The sequence below is a fragment of the Enterobacteriaceae bacterium Kacie_13 genome, from assembly GCA_013457415.1.
Lineage (GTDB): Bacteria > Pseudomonadota > Gammaproteobacteria > Enterobacterales > Enterobacteriaceae > Rahnella.
Window position 1 is genome coordinate 138,245 of the sequence record CP045665.1, and the last position, 14,675, is coordinate 152,919.

Here is a 14,675-nt window from a genome sequence, read left to right on the forward strand (position 1 = left end):
GGAGAATGCTTCCTCAACATTCAATCTCTTTCCATGCCCTTGGGCTCTGCGTCAGCACTTCGCTGCCGCTTTCTGTGACCAGCACATCATCCTCAATTCTCACGCCGCCAAGCCCCGGAATATAAATTCCCGGCTCAATGGTGATCACCATTCCTGTTTCCAGCGACTGCGTGTTTTGCGGGCTGATCGCGGGGGTTTCATGGACGTCCAACCCTAAGCCATGTCCCAGATTGTGACTGAAGTGGTCGCCGTATCCGGCCGCAACGATAATGTCGCGCGCCACAGCGTCAAGTTCCTGACAGCGTATTCCCGGTCTGACGGCATCGCGGGCAGATTGCTGCGCGATCAGCACCGTGTCGTACAACGCTTTCAGTTCAGCGCTGACGTTGCCCAGTACGAACGTTCGTGTCATGTCGGAGCAGTAATGCTGATATACCGCGCCAAAATCAATCGTCACTAATTCACCCGCAGCCAGCTTTTTATCCGTCGGTCGCCCGTGCGGCAATGCGCCGCGTGTGCCGGAAACCACCACGGTATCAAACGCTGTTTTACTGCCTCCGGCCAGACGGACCGCCATTTCGAGCTGATCTGCCAGTGCTTTCTCGGTTATTCCGGGCCGAATCATCGGCATGACTGTTCGCAAAGCCTGGTCGGCGATGGCCGCAGCCTGACGGATTTTGGCGATTTCATCGCAATATTTATGCACGCGCAGAACTGACGCATCCCAGTGTTGTAACGGCAGGTTGCACTGTTTCTCCAACGTCTGCCACGCCAGGTGTGATAACGCGCTGGCATCGGCAAAAAGCGTGCGGTGGCCGGACAGATATTTCGCCAGCGGCTGTTCCGCGGTGAGCGTGATGACATCGGTATCAGGATTGTTCTGACGGCATTCAGCGCTGTAGCGGCCATCGACCAGCATCAGCAGGCTGTCGGCGGTGACCAGCACGTAGCCGGAGGCGCTGTAGAGTTCAGTCAGCGAATATTTGCTGAATCTGTCGGTGAGCAGGACGGCGGGCATTTGGCGTTCGGCCATGCGCTGGCGCAGAACGGTAAGACGTTGCTGACGGCTCATATTTCCTCCTGTGAGCATGTCAGGGCGCGGGTGCGCCCTGAGGAGATGAAAGTCAGGCCACTTCGAGCAGACCTTTTTTGATCAGACGGTTGCGATAGAACACGCAGGTGACGGCGATAAACAGCGAACCGCCAAGCAGGCCGATCAGGTAAGCCGGAATGTTGGTAATCAGCGGCCACGCCCAGATGGCGGATTCCGGGAACCATTGTACTGCGCCGAGCGAAACCCCGAGCAGTGCGCCGATAATTGCACCAGTCACATATACCGGAATGACAAATCCCGGACGTTCCAGCGCGAACGGAATCGATCCTTCGGAAATCCCCATAAAACCGAGGAAAATCGCGGTGCGGCCAATTTGATTGAACTGGCGATCGTAAACGCGACGGCCAACCAGCCATTTGTCGATCACCGTCGAAAGGCCCAGGCCGAATGACGGAATAACTACGGCCAGACAGCGCGCGGTGATCGGCAGAACTTTCTCGGTTGTGAAGCCGAGTGCGACGAACCCTGCAGCTTTGTTCACCGGCCCGCCCAGGTCAAACGCCGTGGCTGCAGCCAGTACAGTGGCGTAGAAATAGGTTCCCGCTGCGCCAGCAGCCTGCAACGCTTCTTTAATCAGCGTGTTCAGCCAGCCGCCAATTGGCGTAATGAGGAAGACCATCAGCAACATGGCGACAATTGCAGAGATCAGCGGAATAAAGAAGGTGGTTTTGAACGCCAGCCAGTTGTGTGACACCTTGATGGCGTTGTTCAGCCAGCGGACGAAATACCCGACCACGAAAGCAATCACGATTGCTCCAAGGAACCCGGAGGCGACAGGCGCAACCGCTGACCATTCGCCGCCAAGAAGCGTGGGAACGGCCACCGGTTTGATCGCCACGTATCCGCCGATAAATCCGGCAGCCAGCGCGGTTTTACCGCCGATGGAATTAGCAGTAAATGCCGCGAACATCGGGATTGCGAAGCCAAAAAGCGTGAAACCGAAGCTTTCCATGATACTGGCGATTTGCAGCATCCAGACAGAACTGCCGCTGTAACGGCCGCTGTTGAGCGCCGCCATGATGGATTCATCCGGCGACATGCCAAGGAACACATAGGGAATGATTTGCGACAGCGCGCCAATCAGGCCGCCCATGATCAACACCGGGATCATGTAGGAGATGCCGGTCATGATGTGTTTGCTGAACTCTTTCCAGGCATGGCTCTGGCCTTTACCTGCGGGCCCCGCAGACGGCGGCGGGACGTCGGATGTCTGACTGTGACCGGTATTGATGACTCTTTTTCTTATCGCCACGGAAAACTCCTTACGCTAAAAAAGCAAAAGTAGGATCACTGCGCCTGATCTTCTTCAATCTCGTCGATCAGCCCGCCCGCATTTTTTACCGCGTCTTTCAGCTCGACTTCATACACGGCGAGCCCGTTAAAACGTTCGATATTTTGCGGTGTAATGCCGGTGGCGTGAATGATCACCGTCGCCTGCGCGATGTCTTCCGCCGTCAGTTCGTTCTGGATCCCGTCGGCGCCCTGGGTTTCTATTTTGACGTCATAACCGCGGGCGCGGGCGGCGACTTCAATGGCTTCGGCGGCCATAAAGGTATGAGCCAGACCCATCGGACAGGCGCACAGCGCAATCAGTTTTTTTGCAGACATGATCAATTACCTCGTTTTTCAGAAGAGTCGGCGGGCAGGTTTGCCAGCCGGTAAAGGGCTTCGGCATAGATGGCGATGGCGCTGATAAAGCGGCTTAAGCTGCCGTATTCGTCCGCGCCGTGGGTGTTACCTGAAGAACCGTCAGGAAATTCGCAGCCGAAAATTACCGCGTTTTGCATCGCGCTGGCATAGCTGCCAGCGCCGGTGGTGCGCGACGGATGGCTTTTATCACCTGTGTGGCGGGTGAAAATCTCGTGCAACGTTCGTACCAGCGCGCTGTCCGGCGGATAGAGACTCGGCGGTTTGACCGGCTCAATGGCAATGCGACTGGCGGGCCAGTTGCTGTTCCAGTTCGTCAGCTGTTCGGCAATGTACTCTGCGGTCAGATTTTCGGGATACCGCACGTTCAGCGTCAGCGACATCATGCCGTTTTCAATTATCAGGACGGTCGGTACCAGCAGGATCTGACCGCATTCGCCCGGCGTATCCAGCGCAAAACGCACGCCGCTCTGCCCGGATGTTGTCTCTGTAATTTCGTACAGTTGCTGCGTCCAACGGGAATTGAATTGCTGATGCAGCAACTGTGCGGTGGCAGCAATCGGATTGAGGCACACCTCAGGTTTCGAAGAATGGCCGCCGCGCCCGTAAAGCTGCCAGTGATCAACCTGTCCCGGTTCAGCCAGCAGTGTAAAACCGTCAGCCAGCGTCCAGCCGTCGCAGGAAAGCGACAGCCCGCGCAGATGGGCGACATCAGGAATATTATTCACCACACCGCCGCAGGAAACCTGCAAATCGGGTTGTACAGTCGGTGACGTCAGCGTCACCAGCAACGAGCCTTTTTCGCCATAAATCACTGGAAATTTGCCGTCAGGCGTGAAGGCGAAAGTCGGCTGTGGCTGCAATTCAAAATAACGGCGGATACAACGAAAACCTGTTTCTTCGTTGCCGCCCGCTACCAGCCGGATGCGGCGTTGCAGCGGCAGCTTCAGTTCACGCAGAATATCCAGCGCCAGCCACGCGGCAATCATCGGGCCTTTGTCATCCACTACGCCGCGGCCAATCAGGTTGTCGCCCAGACGTGAGAGCTGATACGGCGGAAAATGCCAGCCTTCGCCGGCGGGCACGACGTCGGCGTGACCAAACACGTACACGATTTCCTCGCCGCTGCCGTATTCAATATGCACGGCATGATGATCGACATTCAGTGTATTCAGCCCGGCATCATCACCAAGTTGCTGCCACCAGCTGAGCGCGTCGGCTATCCCACGTCCAAAGGGCGTATTCGGCTGCACCGTGGCGCTGTCAAACGGTGAGGGGATCGCCACCCATTGGGCGAGTAACGTGAGGAATTGGTTCGCCCGATCCCGGGCGTGCGCAGCGAAGTCGATCATTGACGTTAATCCTCCGAAAACAATGGTCATAGCATTGAGGCTGGAGGAAAAAGCGTCAAAAGGCAGGAGGCAGAAGTGATAAATAAAACGGGTAAAATTTTTCGCCCATTTTTTTAACCGGCTTTCGAGGCCACGGAAAGTGAGGGGGAATTGAATACCGGAGCGACCGTCAGGCGCGGATCGTCAGGGAATACCGGCTCGCCGGTGAGCTGTACGCGCAGGCATTTCACCGCGTACGAAGCCAGCGCGTTATTGCTGGCAGAAATTTGCGGCAGCAACAGTTTCAGCGCTTCTTCGCACTCTCCGAATCCGGTCAGTGCTATGCGGCGCGAAAACAGCCGCCATTTGGAGGTTTGTAATCCTTCGGCCAGCGCATGATGTGCAGCCAGCAATACCGTCGGGTTGTCGCACAGGATGGCGGAAATTTTGGGATTCTGTTTCAGCAACTGCGCGGTGGCGCGGAAGCTGTCCGCAAAGTTTGCCGCGCATGGCAGGCTGAACGACGGTGAAAACGCGATACCGGCTTGACCGAGTGCGAGGGAAAGACCGCCCAGCCGCTCGGCACGGACCAGCGAATGGTTCACACCGCCGAGATAGGCAATGTTTTGATGTTGCTGATGAAGGAGAGCGTCCGCCGCCTGATGTGCGGCCTGTGCATTATCCGGATGCACCGTTGCGAGCGGCCCCGGATGATAATGCTCTCCTACGCCGATAAGTGCCACATAGCGCGCTGCCGACCGCGCACTCAGGGCTTTCAGCGTTTCCGGGCCGGCATTGAGTAACTTTCCGCACACAATTATTCCGCGAACGTTCTGCGCCAGAAGTTGCCCGACATGTTCCAGAAGCGTCCCGGCGTGTGCGTAGGAAAGTAACAGTGAAAATCCCGCTTCCTGCAATGCCTGCGAAAGCGCTGGAAGCAAATCCGTTGCGAACTGGCAACCCGCCATCAGCAAAACACCAATCCGTGGAAGGGGCGTGACAGAGGATGCCGATGGTAACCGGTAACCGAGCTGGTCGATGGCCTGATAGATGCGTTGCACGCCTTCCGGCGAAATCCGACCTTTTCCGCCGAGCACCAGAGACACCGCAGCAACTGAAACGCCGGCCAGACGTGCGACATCCTGCTGAGTGATTTTATTGCGGGGTTTTTGCGCCGTCATCGTTCTGCCATCAGAAGTGCATTAACCATGAAGTGTCGCAGGAGAATGTCATGAAAAAACAGGCGGGGATCTCAGAACGGGGGAATGATGAAGCAAAAAAAGGCGGACCCAGGGTCCGCCGAAAGTTCACGTAGTCTAACTTTGCTTTTTTGTTGGTAATGCAGGGACTCTTGTCTTACTTCTTACTTCTTACTCTGGGTATTCACTGGAACTTATTGTGCAACTTCGCACACTTCCTGAGTTTCTGAATGCAGGTAAACGTCCAGATCGTCGCTTCCGCCGATGTGGCGTCCACCGATGAAGACCTGCGGCACGGTGGCACGGCCGGTAACAGCGCGCAGGCTGACGGTGGTCGCGTCTTTACCTAATACAATTTCTTCGTACTGAATACCGCGTTCCTGGAGCATCTGTTTGGCTTTCGAACAGAACGGACAGCCCGGTTTGGTGAACACGGAAACGGATTCCTGCACTTTATATTCTGGTGCCAGATACTTCAGCATGGTGTCTGCATCAGACACTTCAAACGGGTCGCCCGGCTTGTTTGGCTCGACGAACATTTTCTCGACCACGCCGTTACGTACCAGCATGGAATAGCGCCATGAACGCGGACCGAAGCCCAAATCGGCCTTCTCGACCAGCATGTCCATCCCTTTGGTGAACTCACCGTTACCGTCCGGAATGAAGGTGATATTGGCGGCGCTTTGTTCTGCTTTCCACGCATTCATCACGAAAGTGTCATTTACAGAGACGCAAAGAATGCTGTCTACGCCGTGGCTTTTGAACACCGGAGCCAGTTCGTTGTAACGCGGCAGGTGGCTCGAAGAACAGGTCGGGGTAAATGCGCCCGGCAGTGAAAAGACAATCACTGTTTTGTTTTTGAACAGCTCATCTGTCGTGAGGTCAACCCATTGGTCGCCCTGACGGGTATGAAAAGTAACGTGCGGTACGTGTTTCCCTTCCTGGCTTGCAAACATGAATAACCTCTTAATTAATCTATAAATTGAACAATTTTTTCGGCGGTGCCGTTTCGATGGGGAGCATTATTGACGATTGTGGTTGATAGATATAATCGTTGGTTGCTATCTTATCTATCGTTAACGGCTATCGCATCGCCTATGAGGGACTGGGGGAAAAATGAACATTCGTGATTTAGAGTATCTGGTGGCACTGGCAGAGTTTCGCCACTTCCGTCGCGCTGCAGATTCATGCCACGTCAGCCAGCCAACGCTGAGCGGGCAAATCCGCAAGTTGGAAGATGAGCTCGGCGTCATGCTGCTCGAAAGAACCAGCCGCAAAGTACTGTTCACACAAGCCGGTCTGCTGCTGGTGGATCAGGCGCGTACGGTATTGCGTGAAGTGAAAGTGCTCAAAGAGATGGCGAGCCAGCAGGGCGAAGCAATGTCGGGACCGATGCATATCGGTCTGATCCCAACCGTCGGGCCTTACCTGCTGCCGCAAATTATTCCCACGCTGCACAAAACGTTTCCCAAACTGGAAATGTATCTGCACGAAGCGCAAACCCATCAGCTGCTGGCGCAACTCGACAGCGGAAAGCTTGATTGTGCCATTCTGGCACTGGTGAAGGAGAGCGAAGCGTTTATCGAAGTGCCGCTGTTTGACGAGCCGATGAAGCTGGCAATCTACGATGATCATCCATGGGCATCCCGCGATCGCGTGGCGATGGCCGATCTGGCCGGTGAGAAACTGCTGATGCTGGAAGATGGCCACTGTCTGCGCGATCAGGCGCTTGGTTTTTGCTTCCAGGCGGGTGCGGATGAAGATACCCACTTCCGCGCCACCAGTCTTGAAACGCTGCGTAACATGGTGGCGGCAGGAAGCGGGATTACGTTACTGCCATCACTGGCTGTACCTCGTGAGCGCAGCCGTGATGGTGTGACTTATCTTACTTGTGACAAACCGGAGCCTCGGCGCACGATCGCGCTGGTTTATCGCCCTGGTTCACCACTGCGCGGGCGTTACGAACAGCTTGCCGAAGCCATCAAAGAACATATGCAGGCTTACTGGGATAACGCCGCTGCTTTAAAAAAGGCGGTTTAATCCGTTAAGCGCAGCCACACGATAGGCTTCGGCCATGGTCGGATAGTTGAAGGTAGTATTGACGAAATACTCGATAGTATTACCTTCACCTTTCTGTTCCATGATCGCCTGCCCGATATGAATGATTTCGGCAGCACGCTCACCGAAACAGTGAATGCCCAGAATTTCCTTGGTTTCACGGTGGAACAGTAACTTCAGGCTGCCCACGTTCATGCCAGCGATTTGTGCGCGAGCCAGATGTTTAAACTGTGCACGGCCAACTTCGTAAGGGACTTTCATCGACGTCAGTTCCTGCTCGGTTTTACCCACGGAACTTATCTCCGGAATGGTGTAAATCCCGGTCGGAATGTTTTCGATCAGATGGACTTTGGCTTCGCCCTGAATCATCGCCTGTGCGGCAATGCGCCCCTGATCGTAAGCCGCAGACGCCAGACTTGGGTAACCAATCACATCACCGACAGCATAAATGTGCGACAGTGCGGTCTGATACATGCTGTTTACTTTCAGCAAGCCCCGGCTGTCTGCTTCCAGCCCGATATTTTCCAGACCTAGTTTGTCCGTGTTACCGGTGCGACCGTTAGCATACAACAGGGCATCGGCCTTCACTTTCTTCCCGGATTTCAAGTGCATGATCACACCATCTTCCACACCTTCAATCTTCTCGAACTCTTCGTTGTGACGGATAACCACACCGTTGTTCCAGAAGTGATAAGAAAGCGCATCTGACATTTCCTGATCGAGGAAAGACAGCAGGCGGTCACGCGTGTTGATTAAGTCCACTTTGACGTTCAGACCTCGGAAGATCGACGCATATTCGCAGCCGATCACGCCCGCACCGTAAATAATTACGTGACGCGGTTCATGGCTCAGCTCAAGAATTAAATCGCTGTCATAAATGCGCGGGTGACCAAAATCGACGTTAGCAGGGCGATAAGGGCGCGAGCCACAGGCGATGACGATGTTATCCGCAGTGATCTGCTCATGCGTGCCGTCGGCGTAGCGGATGCTGATAGTATTAGCATCGACAAAGCTGGCGTCGCCGGAAAATAGCTGGCACTGGTTTCTTTCGTAGAAACCCTGACGCATGCGTGTTTGCTGATTAATAACCGAATCCGCATGACGCAGGATATCGGGAAAGCTGGAGCTCATGGTGCGCGAGTTATCGCTGTAGAGCGGATTTTGGTTAAATTCGATGATTCGGCTGACGGCGTGACGCAGTGCTTTGGAAGGGATGGTACCCCAGTGTGTACAGCCGCCACCGACGTTGTTGTAGCGTTCGATGACAGCAACTCTGGCGCCTTGTTTAACCAGTCCCATCGCAGCGCCTTCTCCGCCAGGGCCTGAGCCAATGATGATGGCATCAAAATGTGAGTGCTGTTGCATTGTTCGAAACCTATTTTTATACAAAATCACAACGAGAAAATAACATATTACACCTGTTTACCCCACATGCAGTTGTCATTTAATGGGAATGTTGCAACATCCAGACCCACTTTATGCTGCTGTTTCTATGACTCGGACCGATAAAAATTTTGGTATAGTGAAACCATATCGGGCTAACAACTAAAAAGAAGAACACTATCCGGATGAAGGTCATGGGAGTCAGAGCACAACAAAAAGAGCGTACGCGTCGCACGCTGATTGAGGCGGCTTTCAGCCAACTCAGCGCTGAGCGCAGCTTCGCCAGTCTGAGTTTGCGTGAGGTCTCGCGCGAAGCAGGCATTGCGCCGACGTCCTTCTACCGGCACTTCCGTGATGTGGATGAACTCGGTCTGACGATGGTGGATGAGAGTGGTCTGATGCTGCGCCAGCTGATGCGTCAGGCGCGTCAGCGAATTGCTAAAGGCGGCAGCGTAATCCGCACTTCGGTCTCCACGTTTATGGAGTTCATCGGCAATAACCCCAATGCATTCCGCCTGTTGCTTCGCGAACGTTCCGGAACGTCTTCGGCGTTTCGTGCCGCCGTTGCCCGTGAAATTCAGCATTTTATTGCGGAACTTGCCGACTATCTGCAACTCGAAAACCATATGCCGCGCAGTTTTACTGAAGCGCAGGCGGAAGCCATGGTAATCATCGTGTTTAACGCCGGCGCGGAAGCGCTGGATGTTGATCTCGCACAGCGCCGTCAGCTTGAAGAGCGTCTGGTACTGCAATTGCGGATGATTTCTAAAGGCGCGTATTACTGGTATCGCCGTCAACAGGAACGCACGGCAGTGACTCCCATTAATAAGACCCGAGGTAAAGAAGATGACCGAACAAGCGAACCAGGATAATGGCACTCTGGTTTTGTCTTTAATTGCCGGGCTGTCGATTAGCGGCACATTTGATGCTTTATTCAGCTCTGTCGTCGCGTTTTCGATATTCCCGATTATTGCTCTGGTGTTAGCGGTGTACTGTCTGCACGTCCGCTACCACAAAAGTGAAATGCCGAAAGGATTACCGGGGATTGCCGCGGCCTGTTTCCTGCTGGGTCTGCTGTTATATAGTGCAATTGTACGCGCTGAGTATCCTGAATTAGGCTCGAATTTCTTGCCGTCGCTTGTCTGTGTGGCGCTGGTATTTTGGATTGGTGTAAAACTGAAAAAGCGCAAATCGTCCATATAACGCCTCTTCTGTTTCACCTTCTTTAAAGGCAATCTGCGGATTGCCTTTTTTATGCGCCATCATTCGTCTTATTCCCTTCACTAAGCATTTCCCTTCCCATTTAATGAACTGTCATTTCATTAATATCAAACCCATGTTCATTATTTAGATGTAGATCGCCCACTTCTTTATTTCTTTGCCATAAAGTGCATCCGGGTGGCAAAAACCAAAAGGTTTTCATGTCGGCTCCTCGCTAATTTGAATCATGGCCGGACGACGCATTTTCGTTCGCATTCAGCCTACGCCTAAAGGTGATTAACAGGGGCAACACGGCAATGAAAACACGTAAGATCGGATTCTTCACTTATATCGCTTATGGCTCCGGGGATTTCCTCGGTGCAGGCACGACTGCACTGACTGCGGCATGGTTATTGTATTTCTACACGACGTTCTGCGGGCTATCGCCCATTCAGGCTACGTTTATTTTCGCGACTGCACGCGTGGCCGATGCGGTTCTTAGCCCGCTGATGGGGTATCTCACCGATAACTTCGGCAATACGTGGCTCGGCAAACGGTTTGGCCGCCGTAAGTTCTTTATTCTGCTAGGTATTCCCTGCGTCTTCAGCTACAGCTTTATGTGGGTGGGCGAAATGGGATACGTCTATTACCTGCTGACGTATCTGCTGTTCGATATCGTTTACACCATGATTTTGGTGCCGTATGAAACGCTGGTCCCGGAAATGACCGATGATTTCAAGCAAAAAACCAAATTCTCAGGTGCCCGCATCGCGTTGGCGCAGTTGTCAGCAATTCTGGCAGCGTTCCTGCCCGGCATTCTGTTACAGCATTTCGGCAAAGATAACGCTATTTCCTTCTTCTACTCGAGTCTGGTCTTTGCAGTGATTTGTTCACTGGTGCTGACACTGGTGTATTTCTTCACCTGGGAACGGCCGGAAGAGCTTAAATCGGAAGCGACTAAGAAAATTGAACGTGAGCGCCAGCAACTGACACTGGCACAAAGCCTGAAACGTCTGAAAGTCGAACTGTCTTCAACGCTGCGCATCAAGATCTTCCGCCAGCATCTCGGTTTATATCTGGGCGGCTACATCGCGCAGGACGTCTTTAACGCCGTGTTCACTTATTACGTGGTGTTTGTTCTGATGCAAAGCGCTGCCGTCGCTTCAAATCTCATGGGAATGATGGCAATTCTGCAATTTGTTGCCGTTATCGGGATGATCCCGCTGTGTATTCGCTTCGGACCGGCGCCGTCTTACCGGCTGGCGGTGACACTCTTCGGGCTGGCGGCTATTTCCTACGGCGGCCTGTATTACGCCGGGATGAATGACTCAATGTCACTGCTGTTGCTGATTTCTGCCCTGGCCGGTCTGGGACGTGGCGGGATCAACTACGTGCCGTGGAATATCTATACCTATATCGCTGACGTCGATGAAACCATCACCGGCCAGCGCCGCGAAGGGATTTTTGCCGGCGTAATGACGCTGACCCGCAAAGCCTCGCAGGCCGGTGCCGTGATGCTGGTGGGGATTATCCTGCAACTCGCCGGATTTGTTTCCGGCCAGACCCAGCAGGTTCCTGCGGTCGGTCACACGATTCTGGGGGTTCTGGTGATCGGTTCACTGGTCATGCTCAGCATGGGCTTTATCATCTCGCTGTTCTTCCGCCTGAATCAGAGAACGCACGGCGTGCTGACCCGCGAAACGCACAAGATGCGCGAAGCAAACCGTATCGTGCCGGAGCAAATCACGCCGGAAGACCGCGCTACCGTCGAAATGTTGACAGGGATGAAATACGAATCTCTGTGGGGCAATAACAACATCGGTTATCTGCATCGCAATAACCCGCCACCTGAAAAGCTGACCCGAGAAAATACCGTAGAAATGCCGGTTCAGGGACGTTTGTAATCTATTCACAGGAGAACGCTATGAAAGTTTTTGAAGTTAAACACAGTGCCTTGCTGCGTCAGCCGGAGCATTTCATCTCGCGCAACGAACTGAAAGCGCTGATCCATAACGTGACCGACAATCTGGTGAATATCGAAGATAAAACCGGTGAGTTTCTGCTACGGCTGGATGATGGCCGCGTCATCGACACCAAAGGGTGGGCAGGCTGGGAATGGACGCACGGTATCGGGCTTTACGGCATTTACCAGTATTATCAGCAGACCGGTGATGAAAAAATGCGGTCGGTAATTGATGACTGGTTCACCGCGCGCCTGGCGGAAGGGACGCCCACTAAAAACGTTAATACCATGAGCCCGTTCCTGACACTAGCTTATCGCTACGAGGAAACGGGTAATGAAGCGTGGCGTCCTTATCTTGAGCGCTGGGCAGAATGGGTAATGTACGAAATGCCGCGCACCGATAAAGGCGCAATGCAGCACATTGTTTATAACAATGAAAACCATCAGCAGATGTGGGATGACACGCTGATGATGAGCGTCCTGCCGCTGGCGAAAATTGGCAAACTGCTCGGTCGTCCTGAATTTATCGAAGAAGCAACGTATCAGTTTCTGGTCCACGTGCAGTATCTGATGGATCGCCAGACTGGCCTGTGGTTCCACGGCTGGACGTTCGACGGTCACCATAACTTTGCGCAGGCGCGCTGGGCGCGTGGCAACAGCTGGCTGACGATCGCCATTCCCGAATTTCTCGAACTGGTGGATTTGCCGGAGAATAACGCGACCCGCCGCTATTTATTGCAGGTACTGGAAAGCCAGGTCAGTGCGCTGGCGAAATGTCAGGACGACAGCGGTTTATGGCACACGCTGCTTGACGATCCGCACTCTTATCTTGAAAGCTCGGCCACGGCCGGTTTTGCGTACGGTATTCTGAAAGCGGTGCGTAAGCGTTATATCGATGCGTCTTATGCACCGGTGGCGGAAAAAGCCATTCAGGGTGTGATCAAACATATCAATCCAGCGGGCGAACTGACACAAACGTCGTTCGGTACCGCGATGGGGGCAGATCTTGAGTTTTATCGCCAGATTGCGCTGACCTCGATGCCTTACGGGCAGGCGATGGCGATTCTGTGTCTGTCAGAATATCTGCGCGTGTACTTGTAATTATCTTGCGGCAGTAAAAAGAACGGGCACGCCGAGGTGCCCGTTTTTTGTTTTAGTTTTCGTCGATCAGATCTTTTCCAGCAGAACGCCCGATTCCATATGGTGGGTGTAAGGGAACTGATCGAATAACGCGAGGCGCGTGACGCGGTGTGTCTGGCTCAGCGTTTCCAGATTTGCGCACAGGGTTTCCGGATTGCAGGAGATATACAAAATACGGTCATAGCCCTGCACCATCTTCACGGTCTCATCATCCAGCCCGCTGCGCGGTGGATCGACAAAAATTGTGTTGCATTCATATCCGCTTAAATCCACATCCTGCAGACGACGGAATTCACGTACGCCGTTCAGTGCCTGAGTGAAATCTTCAGCCGCCATGCGGATGATCTGCACGTTATCTATATGGTTCGCCGCAATGTTGAACTGCGCTGCTGCCACTGACGGTTTGGCAATTTCTGTTGCCAGTACCCGGCGGAAGTTGCGCGCCAGCGCCAGTGAGAAATTGCCGTTGCCGCAGTAAAGTTCCAGCAAATCGCCGGTCGAGTTTTGCGTGGCGTCCAGCGCCCACTCCAGCATCTGAATATTCATCTCGGCGTTTGGCTGAGTGAAGCTATTTTCCACCTGACGGTAAATCATATCGCGGCCTGCGACCGGCAGGACTTCATCAATATAATCCTGATCGAGCATGATTTTAGTTTTGGCTGCGCGGCCAATCAGCTGGATATCAAACCCGTCGGCGCGCAGCTGGTCACGAAGAAGTGTGGCGGCCTGCTGCCATTCTTCATCAAGCTTCCGGTGGTACAGCAAAGAAGCGATGATTTTACCGCTGCGGGTCGAAAGATAGTCGATCTGGAAGATCTTACGGCGCAGTGCCGGATCTTGCTTCACGGCGGCGATCAGCACAGGCATCAGGCGGTTAATCAGCTCGCTGCCGGCCGGGAACTGATCCACACGCACGCGAGCTTTAGTCTGCTGATCAAACATAATATGGTACAGGTCGCCTTCGTCGTGCCATACGCGGAATTCGGCACGCATACGATAATGGCTGACCGGAGAACGGAAAACGTCAGGCTGCGGCGCATTAAAAGGCGACATCATCGCCGTGAGACGTGCGGTCTTTTCCGCCAGTTGGTCGTCGTACTGTTCAATGGGCAGGTTTTCAGGCGTCATCGGTTATCTCGTCTAACTGGGGGTAAATGGACAAACTTTTGGGGGATTCTAGGGAATAACACTGCAAAGTCCAGCTTTCCCCATCGTCCTGGACGTTATAACTACGTTAGCTGCATTCTTTCATCCGAATCACTCACCTGAGTCAGCTCACCGGAATTCTCTCCTTTATTGCCTTGTTCTAACGTCAATGACTTTGGGGAAATAAGGGTAGTCATTACGGATGTCTGGATTTCCAAATGGGTTGATCGTAGGATTGCCGCTCGGCCTCATGACTGAGTTAAAAGGGAATCCGGTGTGAATCCGGAACTGGCGCGCAGCGGTATGGGGAAATCACGGCGATCGCATTCTTTATAATGCAGACACTGTTTCTTCTTTCTATATAGATAAGAAAGAAGGAATGGGAAGTCATCGCCCGGTGTGGGTTATCTGAATTACTTCTCTTGTAATGAATAAGCCTGCAAATCCTAAGTCCGAAGACCTGCCGATATTACGTCGCATTCATCATCGTCGTC

The 14,675-nt window shown here is 53.5% G+C and carries 13 protein-coding genes and 1 riboswitch; of the genes, 5 read left to right on the top strand and 8 right to left on the bottom strand.

Going from position 1 to position 14,675, the window contains the following annotated elements:
- Positions 1 to 13: 13 nt before the first annotated feature.
- From GE278_00625 to GE278_00650, 6 genes are all read right to left on the bottom strand, one after another.
- Complete coding sequence (locus tag GE278_00625) at positions 14 to 1,090, bottom strand: M24 family metallopeptidase (GenBank protein ID QLK59380.1); 1,077 nt, start codon at positions 1,088 to 1,090, stop codon at positions 14 to 16.
- A gap of 34 nt (positions 1,091 to 1,124) precedes the next feature.
- On the bottom strand, positions 1,125 to 2,366 hold the full coding sequence (locus GE278_00630) for a PTS fructose transporter subunit IIC (GenBank protein ID QLK59381.1): 1,242 nt from the start codon (positions 2,364 to 2,366) through the stop codon (positions 1,125 to 1,127).
- 35 nt (positions 2,367 to 2,401) lie between these two features.
- Positions 2,402 to 2,722, bottom strand: a complete 321-nt coding sequence (locus tag GE278_00635; GenBank protein ID QLK59382.1) for a PTS fructose transporter subunit IIB — start codon at positions 2,720 to 2,722, stop codon at positions 2,402 to 2,404.
- A gap of 2 nt (positions 2,723 to 2,724) precedes the next feature.
- The gene (locus GE278_00640; GenBank protein ID QLK59383.1) at positions 2,725 to 4,143 is read right to left on the bottom strand and encodes a Sapep family Mn(2+)-dependent dipeptidase; all 1,419 of its coding nucleotides are present in this window, start codon (positions 4,141 to 4,143) and stop codon (positions 2,725 to 2,727) included.
- A gap of 83 nt (positions 4,144 to 4,226) precedes the next feature.
- On the bottom strand, positions 4,227 to 5,273 hold the full coding sequence (locus tag GE278_00645; protein ID QLK59384.1) for a LacI family DNA-binding transcriptional regulator: 1,047 nt from the start codon (positions 5,271 to 5,273) through the stop codon (positions 4,227 to 4,229).
- A 212-nt stretch (positions 5,274 to 5,485) separates the two neighbouring features.
- Positions 5,486 to 6,247: a redoxin family protein gene (locus GE278_00650; GenBank protein ID QLK59385.1), complete on the bottom strand. Its 762-nt coding sequence runs from the start codon at positions 6,245 to 6,247 to the stop codon at positions 5,486 to 5,488.
- Positions 6,248 to 6,407: 160 nt separating this feature from the next.
- On the opposite strand from GE278_00650, the gene oxyR reads away from it, so the two are divergent.
- Entirely contained in the window at positions 6,408 to 7,331 is a 924-nt protein-coding gene (gene oxyR / locus GE278_00655) for a DNA-binding transcriptional regulator OxyR (GenBank protein ID QLK59386.1), read from the top strand.
- On the opposite strand, the gene GE278_00660 is transcribed toward oxyR, so the two are convergent.
- Positions 7,314 to 8,714 (bottom strand): Si-specific NAD(P)(+) transhydrogenase, encoded by a 1,401-nt coding sequence (locus tag GE278_00660; GenBank protein QLK59387.1) that lies wholly within the window; start codon positions 8,712 to 8,714, stop codon positions 7,314 to 7,316. The genes oxyR and GE278_00660 overlap by 18 nt on opposite strands.
- Before the next feature lie 203 nt (positions 8,715 to 8,917).
- On the opposite strand from GE278_00660, the gene fabR reads away from it, so the two are divergent.
- The 4 genes from fabR to GE278_00680 all read left to right on the top strand — a co-directional run bounded on the left by fabR (position 8,918) and on the right by GE278_00680 (position 12,996).
- Positions 8,918 to 9,604 (top strand): HTH-type transcriptional repressor FabR, encoded by a 687-nt coding sequence (gene fabR / locus GE278_00665; protein ID QLK59388.1) that lies wholly within the window; start codon positions 8,918 to 8,920, stop codon positions 9,602 to 9,604.
- Positions 9,579 to 9,935 carry a YijD family membrane protein gene (locus tag GE278_00670; protein ID QLK59389.1) on the top strand — a complete coding sequence of 119 codons (357 nt, stop codon included), beginning with the start codon at positions 9,579 to 9,581 and terminating at the stop codon, positions 9,933 to 9,935. Before fabR ends, GE278_00670 begins: the two co-directional genes overlap by 26 nt.
- A gap of 314 nt (positions 9,936 to 10,249) precedes the next feature.
- Positions 10,250 to 11,836: an MFS transporter gene (locus tag GE278_00675; protein QLK59390.1), complete on the top strand. Its 1,587-nt coding sequence runs from the start codon at positions 10,250 to 10,252 to the stop codon at positions 11,834 to 11,836.
- Positions 11,837 to 11,856: 20 nt separating this feature from the next.
- Positions 11,857 to 12,996: a glycoside hydrolase family 105 protein gene (locus GE278_00680; GenBank protein QLK59391.1), complete on the top strand. Its 1,140-nt coding sequence runs from the start codon at positions 11,857 to 11,859 to the stop codon at positions 12,994 to 12,996.
- Positions 12,997 to 13,062: 66 nt separating this feature from the next.
- Here GE278_00680 and trmA read toward each other — a convergent pair whose 3' ends face one another.
- Entirely contained in the window at positions 13,063 to 14,163 is a 1,101-nt protein-coding gene (gene trmA, locus GE278_00685; GenBank protein QLK59392.1) for a tRNA (uridine(54)-C5)-methyltransferase TrmA, read from the bottom strand.
- A gap of 244 nt (positions 14,164 to 14,407) precedes the next feature.
- Positions 14,408 to 14,664: riboswitch (cobalamin riboswitch) on the top strand.
- Positions 14,665 to 14,675 lie beyond the last annotated feature (11 nt).